At 59.3% G+C, this 18367-nt stretch carries 12 protein-coding genes; 5 read left to right on the top strand and 7 right to left on the bottom strand.

Annotated elements, in window-relative coordinates; genetic code table 11:
• Positions 1-271: 271 nt before the first annotated feature.
• The 4 genes from EYB53_RS22960 to EYB53_RS22945 form a co-directional block, all read right to left on the bottom strand.
• The gene (locus EYB53_RS22960; RefSeq protein ID WP_167857562.1) at positions 272-925 is read right to left on the bottom strand and encodes a response regulator; all 654 of its coding nucleotides are present in this window, start codon (positions 923-925) and stop codon (positions 272-274) included.
• Positions 918-4955, bottom strand: a complete 4038-nt coding sequence (locus EYB53_RS22955) for a PAS domain S-box protein (protein ID WP_135481495.1) — start codon at positions 4953-4955, stop codon at positions 918-920. Before EYB53_RS22955 ends, EYB53_RS22960 begins: the two co-directional genes overlap by 8 nt.
• 145 nt (positions 4956-5100) lie before the next feature.
• Positions 5101-6201, bottom strand: a complete 1101-nt coding sequence (gene hppD / locus EYB53_RS22950; RefSeq protein ID WP_135481493.1) for a 4-hydroxyphenylpyruvate dioxygenase — start codon at positions 6199-6201, stop codon at positions 5101-5103.
• A gap of 13 nt (positions 6202-6214) precedes the next feature.
• Entirely contained in the window at positions 6215-9886 is a 3672-nt protein-coding gene (locus EYB53_RS22945; RefSeq protein ID WP_135481491.1) for a protein kinase domain-containing protein, read from the bottom strand.
• A gap of 178 nt (positions 9887-10064) precedes the next feature.
• Here EYB53_RS22945 and EYB53_RS22940 point away from each other — a divergent pair, with 178 nt between their 5' ends.
• From EYB53_RS22940 to EYB53_RS22920, 5 genes are all read left to right on the top strand, one after another.
• A complete protein-coding gene (locus tag EYB53_RS22940) occupies positions 10065-10739 on the top strand; it encodes an LbetaH domain-containing protein (RefSeq protein ID WP_135481489.1) in 675 nt (224 codons plus the stop codon).
• 112 nt (positions 10740-10851) lie between these two features.
• Positions 10852-11928 (top strand): phosphate/phosphite/phosphonate ABC transporter substrate-binding protein, encoded by a 1077-nt coding sequence (locus EYB53_RS22935; protein ID WP_135481487.1) that lies wholly within the window; start codon positions 10852-10854, stop codon positions 11926-11928.
• Between the two features lie 79 nt (positions 11929-12007).
• The gene (gene phnC / locus EYB53_RS22930; protein ID WP_135481485.1) at positions 12008-12796 is read left to right on the top strand and encodes a phosphonate ABC transporter ATP-binding protein; all 789 of its coding nucleotides are present in this window, start codon (positions 12008-12010) and stop codon (positions 12794-12796) included.
• Entirely contained in the window at positions 12786-13571 is a 786-nt protein-coding gene (gene phnE, locus EYB53_RS22925) for a phosphonate ABC transporter, permease protein PhnE (RefSeq protein WP_135481483.1), read from the top strand. Before phnC ends, phnE begins: the two co-directional genes overlap by 11 nt.
• Complete coding sequence (locus EYB53_RS22920; RefSeq protein WP_135481481.1) at positions 13568-14398, top strand: PhnE/PtxC family ABC transporter permease; 831 nt, start codon at positions 13568-13570, stop codon at positions 14396-14398. The genes phnE and EYB53_RS22920 overlap by 4 nt, the downstream gene beginning before the upstream one ends.
• 529 nt (positions 14399-14927) lie before the next feature.
• Here the strand turns inward: EYB53_RS22920 and EYB53_RS22915 are convergent.
• The 3 genes from EYB53_RS22915 to EYB53_RS22905 form a co-directional block, all read right to left on the bottom strand.
• Complete coding sequence (locus EYB53_RS22915) at positions 14928-15689, bottom strand: glucose 1-dehydrogenase (RefSeq protein ID WP_135481479.1); 762 nt, start codon at positions 15687-15689, stop codon at positions 14928-14930.
• 373 nt (positions 15690-16062) lie between these two features.
• Positions 16063-16863 (bottom strand): mechanosensitive ion channel family protein, encoded by an 801-nt coding sequence (locus EYB53_RS22910; protein ID WP_135481477.1) that lies wholly within the window; start codon positions 16861-16863, stop codon positions 16063-16065.
• A 9-nt stretch (positions 16864-16872) separates the two neighbouring features.
• The gene (locus EYB53_RS22905) at positions 16873-18102 is read right to left on the bottom strand and encodes a hypothetical protein (RefSeq protein ID WP_135481475.1); all 1230 of its coding nucleotides are present in this window, start codon (positions 18100-18102) and stop codon (positions 16873-16875) included.
• Positions 18103-18367: the final 265 nt, after the last annotated feature.

The following is an 18367-nucleotide window of genomic DNA, read 5'->3' as shown; positions in this document are numbered from 1 at the left end:
TCGCTGCGCTCGGGGTGACAAGGCGGGCGCAGCAAGGTGCCACGGCAAGCGCAGCGGGCTGCCAACGCCAGCTCTGTCATTCCGAACGGAGCGGAGCGGAGTGAGGAATCTGCCCTGCGGCGCACGGAAGACCCCTCGCTGCGCTCGGGGTGACAAGGCGGGCGCAGCAAGGTGCCACGGCAAGCGCAGCGGGCTGCCAACGCCAGCTCTGTCATTCCGAACGGAGCGGAGCGGAGTGAGGAATCTGCACTCTAAAATGCTATCATTGGCATTACGAATGCGGATCGGTGAGTCGATTTTCGCGGGCATAGAGAGCCGCCTGCGTGCGGTTTTTCAACTGGAGTTTGTCGAGAATGTTGCGGACATGGGTCGTCACTGTGCGCACCGATACGCCCAGGGTTGCAGCAAGCTCACGGTTCGACGCCCCGGTGGCCAACAGTTGAAGCACCCGCAATTCCATCGGCGTCAAGGCATTGCCCGCTACGGCGGGCTGGCGCGAGGCTTTGTAGGATTGCATCAGCACCCGTGCCGCCGCCGGGTGGAGGGCGGCATCACCTCTGCTGACGGCCCGAATCGCGCCCAAGAGATCCTCGTGGTTCGAGTCCTTATTCAAAAAGCCCTTTGCGCCCGCCTCAATTGCCTCAAGCACCTGCACGTCATCAGTGAAGCTGGTGAGGATGATGCAACTCGTCTTGGGCAAGGCCTCCTGAATCTGTTGCATTGCCATCAGACCATCTTGCTTTGGCATCTTTAGATCCAGCAACGCCACGTCGGGGCGCGTCGCAAGCGCCTTCGCAACGGCATCGAGGCCGTCAACCGCCTGAGCGACCAGTTCCATATCGGGCTGCTCTTCGATAACGATCTCAAGCCCCTGGCGGATGAGCGGGTGGTCGTCGGCAATCAATACACGAATCTGCTCAGACACGGGAAATACCTCCTGTTGTCGTTGTGGCTGGAACGCGAATCTCAATAAGGGTGCCCTGCCCTGGCTGCGAACTGAGGCTCAGGCGGGCACCGATCTTGGCTGCGCGCTCTTGCAAACTACGTAACCCTAACCCACCTGAAGTGAGTTCGGGATCGAAACCAATGCCATCATCACGCACGGTGAAGATGATGACATCGTCGGCGGCATGAACAGTCAGGCTCACCTTGCTCGCCCGTGCGTGGCGCAAGGCGTTGTTGAGTACTTCCTGCAGCATCATGTAGAGCTGCTCTTCGTGTTCCAGTGGAAGACCCGCGAGTTCGCCGGTGACCTCGAAGGTCGTGGCGATGTTCGCTCGTTGCTCTACCGCAGCAAGGCGCTCCTCAAGTGCCTTGATGAGCCCGACTGCCTCGAGCTCGGGATGACGCAGTTGGTAGATCAGCAGGCGTAGCTCTTTCAACACCTGCACCGCGATCTCACTCAGCTGGGTGAACTTCGCAGGGGTGTCGGTCAGACGCCCATTGCTGGCCTGCATCGCCCAGCCGGCAGCGATCAAGACCAGGCTGTAGAGAGATTGAGTCGCCGAGTCGTGCAGGTCGTGCGCAACCCGGTTGCGCTCGGCAAGAGTTGCGGCACGGCGGGCCTGTTCAGCAAGCTGCGCATTGCTGATTGCCGTTGCGATCTGGCCCGCTACCGTCTCGGCGAAACTCTGGTTCTCGGCGCTAAAGGCGTGGCCTGATGACCCTCGCCCCAGGGCAAGCAGTCCAAGGTTGCCCGTTGGCGCGGTCAGCGGGACGAGCAACAGATAGGCTGCGTCGGCACATTGGAGACGGTGCAGGGTCGTTTCACTCAGAATGAAGTTTGTCTCCTTCCGCACCAGTGCGATGGGGCGACGCTGGGCAAGCAACGCATCACCGAGGATCCCGAAATCCTCGGGGGCGAGCACGCTCACCCCGGCTAGCTGATCGAGATCAGGCGTGACCGTAGCCTCGGTTCCTTCGCTCCGGCGTCGTTGCGCAAAGCCGACAATGACGACCGACTGCGCACCGGTCTGCGCTGCGACGGCTGCACAGACCGTCTCTAGGCCCGCGGGCAGATCCTGGGTAAAGACAAGCGTCTGCGCAACGGTGTTAAGGGTGCGCAACTCGCTCACACGGCGCAGTAAATCGGCATTGGCCCTGGCGAGCGACTCGTGGGCGAGGCGCCGGTCGGTGATATCGCGCCAGATCATCGCGAAGCCGTCACCGAGACGGGCAGCACGGACATCGTATAACCGCACCAGCCGCTCGCCCTGGTCAGCCTGATCTTCGTAGACCAGGTGTTCACGAGCGACCGGCATCCCGGTTTCGACCAGACGAACATAGTCAGCAAAGAGGTTGCTATCGCGATAGGCGGGCAGCAGATCAAGCAACGAGTGACCGAGGTGCGCTTCACGGGTGCGCTGGTTGAGTAGGCAGCCGACTTCGTTGATATAGCGGTAACGAAAGTCAACGATCTTGCCCGCTTCGTCGCGCACCGTATCAAGGATCGCAAAGCCATCGAGCATCGTCTCGACCGCCGTACGGAATTGTTCCTCGCTACGGCGCAACTCGCTCTCAGCGATCCAGCGCCGGATCACATGACTAAACATCTCGGCAGTCGTCCGCAGCACCGTCTGCTCCTGTTCATCCCACGCCCGTTCGGTCAGCCCATTGAAGCCAAGCACGCCCCAGAGTGCGCCATCGATACGCACCGGGAAGGTAATGCGGGCATGCGCCTGATCAAGGGCTCGCCACGACTGCTGCGCAGGGGGCGCAAGCTCGGATTGATCAGGCATCCCGAGCAGGACGTCCCCGCGCAACAACGTATTGAGACGCGCCTGGGGAATGAAGGAAAGCGAGAAACGCTGGGCAAGGGGGTGCTCGGCAAATGATTCGTCAATTGGGATGGTGGCTAAGGCCACCAGGGTCAGATAGGGATCGGTGGGGTCGGCGACCAAGCGCATCAGATAGGCCTGGTCAATGTTCAGTGCCGCCCGTAGGTGCTCGAGCGCGGGCGCGGCGACCTGCGCCAGGTCGGCCTCTGAGCGCACTGGTGCCAGCAATTCCTGCGAGCACTTCACCATGGCCGCCTCAATCGAGAGCTGATTCGCCAGCCGTAGCTCCGCCTCCTTGCGCCGGGTGACATCCTGCACCGCACCGTAGAGACGCACCGTCCGGCCTTTGCGCCGCTCGGCCTGGCCGCGTGAGTTCACCCAGATACGGCGCCCGCTCGTCGTGATCATCGGCAATTCCAGCTCCCACCCGTCACCATCCTGGATCGCCGCCCTCACAACCGTCCTGATCTCCGGCTGAACCTCGGGCGGGTAGAACGTCAGCAACTGTTCGAGGTCAAGAGGCGCATTGGCGTCAAGCTCAAGCAGACGCGCCAGTTCGCTCGAGAGGATCGGAACCCTGGTTTCGAGATCGACCGTCCACCCACCAACATGCGCCACTTCCCCGGTAGTGGCCAGGAACTGGCTGGTCGCCCGCAGATCATCCTCAATCTGCCAACGGTGCAAGGTCTGGCCAAGCATTGATGCTGCCGAAGTCAGCAGCATCAAGTCAGTGTGATCCCAGACCCGCGGCTCGGCATAAGCATCAAAGCCGAGCATACCCCACAGCCGCCCGTCAAGATGGACAGGCACCGTCTGCGTCGAGCGAATGCCTTCGCCTGACACGATGGCAAGCATGTCGGGGGTTTCAGCATAAATATCTTGCACGAGACCGCCCGCGGGGAGACCGGCAAGCATGCGCTCGCGATGCGCTTGCGGCAAGATTGCGTAGGGCAACGGCGCGAGGTCGTCGGGATCGGAGCCCTGGCGGAGCGAGCGCTGGCCCGCTGACCAGGCCTCGGCGACGAGGTCAAGTGCGAGCCCGTGTTGCGGATCTGGGACATTGCGGAACATGTAGGCCCTGCCAACCGTGGCACCGTCGAGCAATTGCTCGAGTGCCTTGCGGAGCGCGGTGGAACGCGTGGCGGCATCCGGCGCAGCGGTGAGCAGCGTCAGGGAGGCGTTGGCAAGCGCCTGCTGATAGCGGGTATAGCGAGCGAGTTGATCCTCGACCCAGACACGGTTGCCAATGTCTTCAATGAAGCCCAGGAAGGCCGCCGGGCGACCAGCATCGTCGCGAGGAGCGTAAACCGTCAGTTTGCCGAGGGCAAGCGCACCGTCCTTCCGCACGTAGCGGCGGCGCTCGTGGACAAACTGGTCGATCTGACCGGCCGCAAGCAAATGGCCCCTTGCCACCGTGGCCGCGTGATCCTCGGGCAAGACCATGAATCCGGGCTGACGCCCGATCAACTCTTCCGTGCTGTAGCCAACAAAATCACAGAGTGCCTGGTTGACATACTCGATCTGATTCATCAGCGAGACAATCATTACCCCGATGGGCAGGCACTCGATGGCTCGCTCGAATACCGAGGCAGGAACCGACGCTTGCCGATGCGCACCCGCATGGTCTGGCGTCTCCGACGGCTGTGGAGAGGAGCTAGACGCAATACCTTGCAAAGAAGGCGATTGTTTTGACGCAAAGGCGCAAAGGCGCAAAGGTTTTCGCGTACGTGAGCGAACCCTTCGCGCCTTCGCGCCTTCGCGTGAGCTTATTTGAAAAGTATTGGAGCTAGACGCTTGCTGCGTAGCCCGCAGATATGACCCGCGACGCAATGCCAACTCCACTCGCGCCACAATCGCCTCGCTGAGCAAAGGCCCCACCAGATAATCGCCAGACGCAACGGCGATGAGCTTGATCAACTCTGCCGCTGGCTCCTCATCCAGCAGCAGGATGGGCACACATTCCAGCGCTGAACGAGACTCAACCATCGCCAGGATGTCCAGCGCCTGCGACCGATCGGCGCGGGCATCAATGACCAGGACATCAGGCGGTGACGGCAAGGTCGCAGCAAGAGCGTGAACATCAGCAACTGACAACACTGCGTGGCCCTGGCTCGACAACAGTTCGGTAAGCCACCAGGTTGTTTCGTCAACACCGCTAACGATACATACTTGGCCCACAGCTACACCCTTCGCGCCTTCGCGCCTTTGCGTCAAAAAAACCGCCTGAAACCCTTCGCGCCTTTGCGCCTTTGCGTCAAAAAACCACCTGAAACCCTTCGCGCCTTTGCGTCAAAAAAACCACCTTATGTGCAAGGCATTAGATCTAGAGATTTCCCCGGCGATCTTGCTCACGCTCAATCGCCTCGAAAAGCGCCTTGAAGTTGCCTTTGCCAAAGCCACGACTGCCTTTGCGCTGGATCACTTCGACAAAGAGCGTGGGCCGATCCTGCAATGGCTGGCTAAAGATCTGGAGCATATAGCCCTCTTCGTCGCGATCAACGAGCACGTTGTATTCGCGTAGCGTCGCGAGATTCTCGTCAAGCGGGCCGACCCGTTCATTCAGGTCGTCGTAGTAGGTCGCGGGAACCGTGATAAAGCGTAGCCCTGCGGTGCGCAAGGTTTCCACGGTCGCACAAATATCGTTGCTTTCCAGGGCGATATGCTGCACCCCTGGGCCGCCGAAGTAGTCGAGAAATTCGGCAATCTGGCTCTTTTTGCGCCCTTTGGCGGGTTCGTTGATCGGGAGCTTGATGCGCCCGGTACCATTCTGCATCACCTTGCTCATCAGGGCACTATACTCGGTGCTGATCGCCTCATCATCAAAATGGTGCAACTGGCGAAAGCCAAGCACATCACGGTAGTAGGCAACCCAGCGATCCATCATCCCAGTTTCGACGTTGGCCACAATATGGTCAATGGCAACAATGCCGGTGTCGAGGTCTTCGTCCGGCGGTGTCAGCGACGTAAAGCCCGGCATGAAGGGGCCAGTGTAGGCTTTACGTTCCACAAAACTATGCACAACCTCGCCATACGCGGCAATTGTGGCCTTGATGACCCGCCCGTGCTGATCTTCAGAAACAGTCGGCTCGAGCAGACCGGCGGCACCGGCGTGCAGCGCAGCGTTATAGGCAGCCGTGGCATCAGGTACCTGCAGCGCAATATCCTTGACGCCATCACCGTGACGGGCAACAAAAGCCCCGATCGGATGATCAGGCACCAACGGTGCGGTCAACACAAAACGTACCCCCTCGCGAGCGAGCACGTACGAGCAGCGATCACGTGAACCCGTTTCGAGACCAGCATAGGCAATAGGCAAGAGACCAAGGGTCGTACGGTAAAAATGGGCCGCCTGACGGGCATTGCTCACATAAAATTCGAGATAATCAATGCCGTCAAGCGTCTGCTCAACATCATGCATAGACATAGAGAGGCCTCCTTCAGATCGTCGTCCACTCAGAGAGCTTGAAGCCGGCTTCGCGCAGCATCCGAAACACGGTGGCGGTATAGGTGCCAATGAACTCGTGCGGTGCCTGAGCCTGAGTCAGCATCTCCATCGCGGCCATCGCCATCTGGCGGCGCATTTTGGGGTAGTAGCAGCACGAATGCACAACTTGATTGTAGAGTCCGAGCCAGTAGATGTAGCGGCGCACCAACTCGGTATCGGTCGCAGCAACCACCTGACGTTGAAAGTCGTCGCTGAGGCTGTGCTGCGCCATAAAGACATCGGTCGCATCAAGATGCAGTGTGCGCAAGGTCGCCAGGGTATGGATCAGGGTCGCAGGCAGGTTGTGCTCACTGGCGGTCAGGACATTGCCGAGCAAGCGGAGCACCGGCTCGGGGTAGTAGAAACCAACGGCGGCGAGACCGGCAATAACGCGGTCGACCTGCCGAGTATCGTCGCGGAGCAGGCCATCCTGAAGCATCAATTCGATCAGGGGCATCGTCTGGCCGACTTTGCCATAGGCCAGGCCCAGCGGCAAGAGCAGCAGATCCTCGAGGCGCTGCAGGATGCCCGGCGTTTCGCCATAAACCAGATCGGGGTGATCGCGAAAGAGTTGCTCGGTCAACCACTCGATCAGCGGCGTCCAGGTCGGTGGCGTCGTGGGCAGCAGCACACAGAAACTGAGCAACAGCCAGAGTCGCCCCTCACCGGGGAGCCGGGGATAGAGCGTGCGGATAAAGGTCTCGGTCGAAGGAAAATCGGTTGTCGCGTGAATGGCAAGTTGGGCAATCGCCACCAGGTTGAAAAAGACATTCTCGGCCTGTAGCAGCAGTTCGAGTTCGTGCTGATAGCGGTCGAGCGGCGTCGCAGGATCAAAGAGCGGGGCAACTGTCACCAGCAACGAGCGCCGCTCCTGGGGAATCGCAAAAAACTCCTCGACCGGCACCACTTCAGTCAGCAGCATCGTATCAAGAATTGGCTGTGAAAAAGCACTGGCAACCGCCTGAAAAATAAGATCTTCAATCGTCTTGCCAAACATCCCGGTATTGAGCAGATCGAGATGCAGGCGCTGGCGCGCAAGTTCATAATAGAGCTCGACCGTCGTATCGCGCACATCAGCGCGTTCGGGATGGTTGATATAGATGACCACCGAGAGTTCAAAGAAGAATTCGATAATATTGCGCAAATCGCGGATCGCCGCTGGCTTGACCCGGGCCACCAGTTCGCGCAGCAGATCATAGGTAAACTGCGGATCAGAATGCCAGGTCAAATAGAGCGTATCACGCGCCACGCGCCGCAGGGCGGTGCTGCCCCGACTGGCCGCCCAGAGAAAGAGATCACGCGCCTGCGGGCCAATATAATAGGCCGCCTTGAGCGCGGTGCGTCGGCTCTCGTCGGCCTCATGCTCGCAGAGCCGCTTCATCAACTCGAGGCCGCGGGCGGGTTCGTCGGCATAGAGCTCAACGAGACTCTGGGCGACCAGTTCACGCAACTCGATATCGGGCGACTGCGCCAGCGCCGCAAAGGTCTCGGGTTGCCCGGCGATCAGCAGCGTCGTGCGGGCAATATCAAAGGCGAGCGGAAAGCTGCGCGCCCGTTCCATCAAGCCATTGAGCAGCGTCGGCAAACTGGTGCGCGTCGCGGGATTGCGCAGCAAGTGCCTGGCGAGCACATATGCGCCCAATTCGGCATAGGCAAAACTCACCATTTCACCAACAAACAGATCGCCACTCAATTCGGTCAGAATGCCGTCATCAAGCAGGCGGATATAGGTCGAGTCGGGTTCATCGCTGAGCAACGCCTCGCGGAGCAACTCGTTGCGGGCGAGGTCGCGCAGGGGCAGCGCCGTCTGGCCCTGACGCAACAATTGCTCGGCAAGTTCTTCAACAAAAAGCTGGTCGCGGCGCTGGCGAACCCGTTCGTCATAAAAGCGCCGAAAGAGGCCCAGGTGCAGACCACGCGCCGCAAACGCCACCGGGCCACCACGCGAACTCTCGGCGACCAGGCGCAACATCAGCGGGCGCGCCAGCCGCTCGCAGAGCGCCGGGGGCAACCGGTCAAAGGGCGTCTGCAACTGAAAAAACGCCTGATAACGCGCATACGCCTCGGTCAACTCAGCTTCCGTAAAGAGGCCAGGGGCGAGCGCGTGATGGCCGTCGGCATCGTGATAATAGGCGCTCCAAAAGAGGCGCGTCGCACCGGCGCGTTCCAACTGCCCCCAGGTCGCCGTATTGCAACTGACCACCACCTTGAGCCACGGCCCGGCAACGCGGCCAACGAGACTATCAATCTGCTTGAGCAAGCCTTCGGGGCCGACGGTTCCATCGCCGCGATACTCATTCAGCGCATCAAAAATAATCACGAGGCGACGTTGCGCAACCTGGGCCAGGTGCGCAATCTGGCTAAGATCGTGCAGCACCAGATCAACGTGGTCGCGCCCGAGATCACGGGCCAACTCGCGGTCAAGTTCAGGGCCAAGCGAGCCACCACAACGATAGAAGAGCACCGCATCGCCGGACTTACGCAACGAAGCCGCCCAATGGGAAAGCAAACAGGTCTTGCCAACACCGGCATCACCGAGGATCAGCAACGCACCGACAGACTCAGCAAGGAACGAGGTCAGTTCCGCCTCAACCGCCTCACGAGGCACATAGAGCTCGGGGAGATACGGCCCGGGACGACGGGGCGTGCCGATCAACTCACGGAGAGCAGGCTCGGCCTGGGCATTCGCCGCATCACGCACCTGTTGCCAACCAACACTAATCGGTTGCCCCGGCGCAGGCGAAGCCTCGGGCAGACCGGGCAGCGCCTGCGCCGAAGCAGAGCCGGCGATCACGAGCGTATTCGTCGTCTGCGACGCAAGCTCGCGCAGATGCATCCGCGCCATCGTCGCCGAGGCAAAACGTTCTTCGCGGTGAACAGCAACCAGTTGGGCCAAAAACTGGGTGACTTCGAGCGGCACGGCAGCATTCACGTGATGGGCAGGAACAAGCGGATCATCATGGCCGCCAAGCAACGCATTCGCGCGGGTCAGCGCACTTGGCGGCGGTTGATTCGTCAACAGATGATACAGCGTCGCCCCAAACGCATAGAGATCCGAGCGAGGATCAGTGCCAGACGCCTCGATCTGCTCGAGTGGCGCGTACTGCAACGTATACCCAAAAAGACTGGCTGAGCGTCCGGGGGCGGCTCGTTTCGCCAGCCCAAAATCGAGCAACACCACCTGAGCTTCGGGGGTCAACTTGATATTCTGAGGCTTAATATCGCGGTGGAGCACCGGCGGCTGACGGGAATGGAGATACTCGAGCGCACGGAGCAACTGATCGGCCCAGCCAAGCACCTCATCGAGAGGAAACGGCTCACCGCGGCGGGCAAGCAGCGCCGCGAGATCCGCGCCCGGAAAAAACTCCATCACCAGAAAAAGCCCAGCAGGATCGCGAAAATAGTCAATCACCTTGGGCAACGCAGTATGGCGGAGGCCAGCAAGGATCTGCGCCTCGTGCTCAAACGCCTCGGCATTCTCAGCATTATCCCCAAGCATCTGCTTGAGCGCGACCGTATTGCGGAGCCGTCGATCAAGCGCCTCATAGACTGCACCCATCCCGCCACGCCCAATCAGGCGCACCAGCTGATAGCGTTGCAAAATGAGAGAGCCAGGCTCGAGCATAGGAACACCCTTGAATATACGTTATCAGCTACTATTGTAGCACGAAGTAGGGGCGCATCAGCCCATACGCGTCATCTGAAGCGGCGGTGCATTGCCAAAATGGCCATCCAAGTTTGCGCGTGGGGACTCGGAATCGAGATATTATGTGGGGACACTAGAAAGCAGCAGGAGCCTGGCTATGCATACGATTGAGCAGTTTCCCGAACGACCGGCGGCGTTGGTTGAACCACAACTGAGTGAGCGCCCGAGCATTCACCCGAGCGCACGCATACGGGCATGTCGTCTCGGCAGTTGGACTGAGATTGGGCCGGAGAGCGAATTGGTCGAAAGCGAATTTGGCGACTATAGCTACTGTGCGGGCGACAACCAGATTATTTATGCTACGATTGGGCGCTTCTGCTCGATCGCCTCGCATGTGCGGATCAATCCTGGCAACCACCCGGTCGAGCGGGTGACTCAGCATCATCTGACCTACCGGCGTGCCCAGTACGGCTTTGCCGAGCGCGATGATGCCGACTTCTTCGCCTGGCGGCGGGCGCACCACTGCCTGGTTGGCCACGATGTCTGGATCGGCCACGGCGCGATCATTTTGCCGGGGGTCACCGTTGGCATCGGGGCCGTGATTGGCGCAGGTGCGGTGGTGAGCCGAGATGTCGAGGCGTACATGATTGTGGGAGGCGTCCCGGCTCGTCCCATCCGGCGACGTTTTCCCGAGGCGATCGTGGCGCGGTTGCTCGCGATCGCCTGGTGGGATTGGGATCGCGCAACGCTCGAAGCCCGGTTCGATGACCTCCGCGACGTTGAGCGTTTCATCGAACGCTATAGCGAACAGAGTACTCGTACGAAAACATAGCAAACGGTTAATCAACTACAAACACAAACTTAAGGTGGGCATAACAGAAGCCAGGTACACTCTGTCCGTTCCACTGTGGGAATAAACAGATGTCTATGCCTTGGAGGAAGCTATGCGTGTGTTCCTTGGTTTGCTCGTGCTCGTGATGGCCCTGGCGGGGTGTGCGCAAGCTCCGGCGGCTACCACCACGGGTGGTAATGCCCCGGCTGCGGCCCCCACCGCCCCTGCTGCTGCGACTGGCCCACTTGTGATGGCTTGGTATCCTAATGAGTCCGGTGCCGATCTGAAAGATGCTCGTGATGCCTTTGGGACGCTGATCAGCGACACTCTTGGCCGCCCAGTTGAGCATCGTACCACCACTGATTATATTATCGCCATTGAGTCGGTTGCCAACAATAATGCCCACCTGGCCTGGTTTGGGGCCGAGGGCTATGTGCAGGCCAACGAGCGGAATAGCAGTGTCATTCCGCTGGTCATCCCGAGCGGTTCCAATGGCTCGGTCGAGAGTGCCGTCTATTATAGCTGGCTGGCCGTGCCCCGCGGCGAAGAAGATCAGTACCGCGATGGCGACGGTTTTTCTATCGAGAATATCCAGGGCAAGCGCTTCTCGTTTGTCTCGAATAGCTCAACCTCGGGCTTCCGGGTGCCGTCCTCCAATATTGTCACCTACTTCGGGGAAAAGCCAGAGTGGCAGAACCTCGAGACCGAGGATCTGCTCGAGGGTGGCCCGAACAACTTCTTTGCCGATGTGCAGTTCGGCGGCTCACACCAGGGCTCGGCCGTAAACCTGATTACTGACCGGGTCGATGTGGCTGCGTTCTGCGACAGCTGTGTCGATAACTATGTCTCGCTGGTCGAGGGTACCGAAAATCAGGTTGGCGCGGTCTACCGCGTCAACGATGATGCCGACGAGCCTTTCAACCAGTTTCCCGGGGCCGAGTTTGTGCTGATCGCTGCGGTGCCAGTGCTCAACGCACCCTTCGTCGCCAACAGCAGCATGCTGACGGCCGAAGAGATCCAGAAGCTCCAGGCAGTGCTGACCTCGGACGAAGTTGCGAATAACGACAAGATCTTCGCCACCCAGGCCGTGATTGACGCCGGGTTCCGGCCCTTCTTCCGCAAGACCGATGCCGAGCGCTTCCTGGTCGTGCCTGACTCGTTCTTTGACCCGATCCGGGCGATGCGTTAGGGATATGCCAGGGGCGGCGCATGCGCCGCCCCTGGCATATTTTTATATTTGTTTTCTATACATGGAGATGGAGCTACGCATGGCCCTACTAGAGGTTGAGTCGCTGGTCAAGCGGTATGGGACGGAGACTCTGGCGCTCGATCAGGTTTCGTTCACCATGGAAGCAGGCGAGTTCGCGGCGATCATTGGGCGCTCGGGAGCGGGGAAATCCACCTTGCTACGCTGCATCAATCGGCTGATTGATATTTCGAGCGGCGAACTGCGCTTCGATGGGGTCAGTGTGCCAGGTTTACGTGGTACAGCGTTGCGTCGTCACCGTACCCAGATCGGGATGATCTTCCAACACTACAATCTGGTCAACCGTCTGAGCGTGATCGAAAATGTGTTGCACGGGCGACTCGGCTACAAAGGGTTGGTGCAGGGCGTATTTGGGATCTACAGCGAAGAAGAGAAGCGTGAGGCGGTGCGGATCATCGAGAGTCTGGGTCTCGGCGAGCAGATCTACAAACGCTGTGACCAGCTCAGTGGGGGCCAGAAACAGCGTGTCGGGATCGCTCGCGCCCTGATTCAGCAGCCCAAGCTCTTGCTCTGTGATGAGCCGATCGCTTCACTCGACCCGAACGCAGCCAAGATTATTATGGACACCCTGCGCGAGATCAACCGTGAGATGGGGATTACCGTGTTGGTCAACCTGCACCAGGTAGATGTGGCGCTGCGCTATGCCGACCGCATCATCGGGGTCAAGGGCGGCACCATCGTCTACGATGGCACGCCCGACCGGCTGAGCAGCGAGCAGATCCATCAGATCTACGGCTCTGAAGCTGGCGATCTGATCCTCGACTTGAGTGAGCAGCACTATGCAGCATGATATCTTTCGTCAGCGCCGCAACCAGCGCCTGATCTTCTTCGGTGTGCTGATCGCCCTAACCTATGGTTCGATGGTGCTGACCGCCTTCGACCCGGTGGCTGGGCTCGCGGCGATTCCACGCGCCTTCATCTGGGGTGCCAGTAGCTTTATTCCCGACGAGGCCGCCATGCGCCGTCTGCCGCGCATCCTCCAGCGGCTCCAGGAGACGGTGCTGGTCTCGATTTCATCGGCAACGGTCGCCTCGGCGTTGGGGCTGGTGGTGGCGGTGCTGGGGGCGAATACGACCCGCCCGCATCCCTGGTTCAGCATACCAACACGGGCGATTGCGAGCATCTTCCGCAACGTGGATGTCTCGGTCTGGGCGCTCGTGCTGCTCTTCTCGTTTGGTCAGAGCGGCTATACCGGTTTCTTTGCGCTCTTCTTCGTCACCTTCGGTTTCATCGTTCGCGTGATGATCGAGACGATTGATGAAGTTGGCACCGAGCCGGTTGAGGCCTTGCGCGCGAGTGGGGCCAGTTACATGGCGACGATCAGCCAGAGCGTGATCCCGGCCTGTCTGCCCCAACTGATCAGCTGGGTGCTCTATATGATCGAGACCAATATCCGCAGTGCTACGCTGATCGGTATCCTGACCGGCACCGGGATTGGGTTCGCGTTCGACCTCTACTTCAAGAGCTTCAACTATGGCGCGGCCGGCCTGGTCGTCTTTGTCATCGTGATTACCGTCCTACTGATCGAGGCTCTCTCGAATACGATCCGGAGGAGCATCCTGTGACAACAAATACCCGTCCAGTAGCGCAGCGCATCCGCGTACGGCCGCGCAACAAAGCTAATCTTATCATTCAGGCCACGCTGATCGGGCTGCTTCTGCTGACCCTCTACCACCTGGCGACCTTCGATAGCCGCGGGATCAGCCCCATCGAGGGCATCGCCAAGACGCTGGAGAGCTTCCGCACCCTCTTCTTCGAGCCGCGCCTGAAAAACGTGAGCTTGGGCGAGATGCTCTATGCCCTCTCGATCACGGTAGCGATGGGACTGCTGACCACAATCTTCGGGGCGCTAATCGCCTTCTTCCTGGCCCTCGGGGCGGCACGCAACCTGGCCCCGCGCTGGCTGAACAACCTGATCACCGGGGGGACAGCCTTTATCCGTGCGGTGCCCACGGTGCTCTGGGTGCTCTTCTTTGCGGTTGCGGCGGGCCTGGGCAGTGTGGCCGCCGTGGTCGGCATGACGTTCCACTCGGTTGGCTACCTGATCAAAGCCTACGCCGAGTCGTTCGAGGAGCTTGATGCGGGCGTGCTCGAGGCGCTACGGGCCAGTGGGGCGAGTTGGTGGCAGACCATCTTTCAGGCGGTGGTGCCAACCTCGGCGAGTGCGCTGCTCTCGTGGACGTTCGTGCGCTTCGAGATTAACTTCTCGACGGCGATTGCGATGGGGGCGGTGGCGGGTGCAGGCGGGATCGGCTTCGATATGTTTATGGCCAGCACTTTCTACCTTGACCTGCGCGAGCTTGGGGCCTTCACGTATGCCGTGCTGATCTTCGCAATCGCGCTGGAGTGGTTCGCCACCCGGCTGAAGGGAGGCTTAGGGGCACGCGTGTGAGCAGAACGGTCTGGTCTCGCTGGCCAACAGCAACCAGATGCTGTTGAACTTTGCCCTCCTGGGTGTGGGCGAAGGGACGGCGGCGCTGCTGGCCGAGGCAAAGCCCGATCTCTTCTCGCTGGCCCTTGTGCCCTGGTTACGGAGGCACTTAGGCCCAGCGTTCACGCCTCTACATGGATGATCGCCCGCTCGGTTTAACGCAGAGACGCAAAGACGCAGAGGCGCGCCAACCTCTGCGCCTCCCCGCATCCCCGCCTCTGCGTTAAAATAAGCAAGCCAAGCCGCACAGAGACGGCGCTGCTTGCGTCGCCGCGAGGCCCTGCCCTCAGCACCCGCCCAGCGTAGGGGCGCAGCAGCCCATGCGCCTCCCTCAACCGCAACGCCGCCACCATCGCTGCTGCGCCCTCCCGCGGGCATGCAACGATCCCATCAGACTCGGAGTGCTCCGATATCGCTGCTGCGCCCTCCCGCGGGCATGCAACGATCCCCGGTGACGCTCACAACGACGGGGAATGGCTCCGCCATCGCCTCAACGCGCCGTGTACCCGCCATCCACCACAAGCGCTTCGCCCGTAACAAACGAGGCCGCATCTGAGCAGAGATACAACACCGCGCCGGCGATCTCTTCGGGGCGACCCAGCCGACGCATCGCGTGTAAGTCGGCGATCATCGCCTCGCGTTCCGGGTCAGTCGTGACGCCGGCACGGTCAAGCATAGGGGTAGCGATGAAGCCAGGGCAAACAGCGTTGACCCGAATGCCACGGGTGGCGTATTCAAGCGCCGCCGTCTTCGTCAAGCCGATCACGCCGTGCTTGGCCGCCACATAGGCCGCCGCGCCGACAAAACCAACCAGGCCCAGGGCCGAAGCCATATTCACGATAGCGCCACCCCCACTGGCGCGCATCGCGGTAATCTCCGCCCGCATACAATAGAAGACCCCACTCAGATTGACGGCCAGCGTCCGTTCCCAGGTCGCCAGCGGCAGACGGGCCAAGCCCTCTTGCGACGCCTCGATGCCCGCATTGTTCACCGCGCAATCGAGGCGACCCAGGCGCTCCAGGGTCGCTTGCACAAGCGCCTCAACCTGGGCCGGCTCGGCGACATCGCACTGAAACACGTGCGCCTCACCTCCCGCCTCCATCACCAAACGAGCCGTCTCTTCAGCCGCCGCGCTATCGAGGTCACCGAGCATCACACGAGCACCGGCGTGCGCAAAAGCGAGCGCGGTCGCCCGCCCAATCCCGCCCCCGCCCCCAGTGATCAGCACGGCTTTGTCGTGAAAACCATTCATCAGATCTCCTTGCTCCCTGATACCAATTCGACGGCGTGTTCACCACTTCCCCCCACTCCACCCCTGCCGCGCTTCTGCCACCTCCACCCGTTGCACCCCTGTGACGCCGCAGATGCACGGTCGGTCGTACCCTGCGCGGTACGCCGCCGCGGAACTGCTGTCGCTGTCGCTGCCGCCATGCGCCATCTTCCATCGTGGTGACGCAACGAGGCAACGATGCACCGGCACAACGCGACGCATAGAGCGACCGCAAACCTTTGCACCTTCGCGCCTTTGCGTCAAATAACCAGTCTTCTTTCTAAAGCAGGGTGGTTGCTCAGGACGATCGTTTGCGCGATGCGGCGAACACCGAATGCGATGGCTTACCCGAATGCTACTGTGCAGATTCCATGACCGATAGCGCAGAAAATTCTACTCCCATTTCCCTCAATGCGTCTTTCCCACGAATAGTCAAGTCCGTCATGAAATGAAACTGCTGTCGTGGATCCACTGGATAGGCTTTCAATCGATAATGCGTGCCCCATGGCTTATCGAGCACAATCACGTTGATCGGTTTTTCCAATTGCACAAACGAACTGGTCAGTGCTACATCATAAAGAATATGTTTCACACGAGCCGCATCATGGTTCGGATGAAGATAAAAATTGGTTACGCACAGCAGATACGGTCCGCCATCATTGGCATTAAAAATAAGCTGATCCCACAGCTTCAGATGCGGGACGATGACAACCGTATCGTCGGGCGTAACAATTTTCACACTGCGCATACTGATGCTTTTTACCTCTCCATACGTGCCATCCACCTCAATCCAGTCACCCGGACGATAGGGCATTTCAAATAGCGTCACGATCCCGGCAATTAAACTGCTGACGTAATCCTTAAAGGCAAAACCCAACGCCAAACCGGCTGCACCCAACAGCGCAACCAGATTTTCAAATGTCGGATTAATCACGCGCGGAATAGTGAGTACGATTGCGATCACAATAATCAGCAGGCGCAGTACAGGCACCGACGCCAGCAAAAAGAGCCGATACCGGCCATCGAGACGATTTGCCATCTGCTGGAGCAGTCGTTGACTGGTCGCGATGAGCAGCCAACTGCCAACCAAAATAAGGCCGACCTGAACAAGGTTGATTTGACTCAGATCACGGAAAAGTTGTGATGAATCATTCATCTCTTATCCTCAAAATGCATCACACAGATATCCATTTGACTTCAGATAGCTTCTCACAACGGGGTACCCTCTGGCTGCCACTTTCCAGGTTTTGTCCTGATAAGTAACCAGGCCCGCTTCGGTGAGTTGATAAACCGTTTCCATGATCTGATTGCCAGCTAGCGGCAGTAGTTGTTGCAATAGTTCAAACGATAAACCATTGTGCAGCAGCAGTGTATGCAGCACAAAAGCAACTTGCTCAGCGGCATTGGCCGGGAGTGAGGGATGTTCAAGATCGTCCCAGGGTGTCACCCAAATTACCTGGCTTGCCAGCGTCGCATCTTCATCATCATTTTGTTTTTCTCTTAGCGCTTCATCCGGTTCAATGCACAGGCTGTCGCGCCAGATTGCCTGGGCAACGCCTAAATTTCCGTGGCTAAACGCAGCCAATTGTTGCAGGTAGTCGCTTGTCTTTTCGCTGTTATTGTCCTCTTTTCCAGTGGAAAACAGAGGAGCGCCATTGTCAGCCTGGCAAAATAGATAGGTTATTCCTCGTTTTGACGGCAGCATTCGCTGAAATTGGCGCACTAATTGCGTCTGGTCAGAAGCTTTCGACGTGATGGCGCTCGGCCAACTCCCGTGCCAGACGTGTTGCAAGTAGGCCCATGCCCAACTATCACACCCAATAATCCCCCGCCCCATCGCCCCAGAAGCTGCGCGATCCAGAAAGCGACGCACCAGGCTAAGCCCGCTGGCATGACGCAGGTAGGTCTTTTCCAGTGTGGGATAAATCCAGAAGGTATCTCTTTCGGGAAGGGAAGCGAGCCAGGCATTTGCGTTTTCCATGATTTGCTCTGGCGCAGGGGAGTTGACGATTGTTGCATCGCTCTGTGCAGCCCATGCCATCAGCTTTTCAGCATGACCGCCATGTGGTGGTTCAACAAGGAACACGATATTCTGACCGATCCGATCGGGTTTTAACCAGGTTTGCAGGGTTTCTCTCAAGGCGCTACCACCAGCCTCCCAATTTGGCGCAGAGCTGATCTGCTCTAACTGGCTGGCATCTAGTGTCCGTAAATCTGACTCTGGTTTGAAGGCCACTTCAGATTTCTCTTCCTCTTGGCGAAAGATGCGCCATATTTGGGAGAGCCCCTTTCTGGTCACTTGCGAGGCAGGGACTTCTGGGGATTTATACTCGGAGATCGGAATGAATTCCCAGGTTTTCTGAGAATCGTCTTGCTTAAGTGAGGGATTGGTCATGTTGTTTTTATCAGTTTGCTTCTGTTGAGCATAACAGCCATTCCGCCTGACAGGCTACCAGCAAATATAACACGACCTGAACAGTCGGCCAAACGCCGAAGATCCGCAGCGGTCGTGCGGCCAGCGCCCCCATGCATCGTGGTGATGCAACGACGCACCGGCACAACGGCACAACGCGGCATATGGAGCTAGCGCCAATACCTTGCAAATAAGGCGGCTCTTTTGACGCAAAGGCGCAAAGGCGCAAAGGTTTTTGCGTAGGTGA

Origin of the sequence: Candidatus Chloroploca mongolica (assembly GCF_004762035.2) — a bacterium.
In the GTDB taxonomy this organism is placed as follows: domain Bacteria; phylum Chloroflexota; class Chloroflexia; order Chloroflexales; family Chloroflexaceae; genus Chloroploca; species Chloroploca mongolica.
This window is presented reverse-complemented; position numbering and strand designations above follow the sequence as displayed.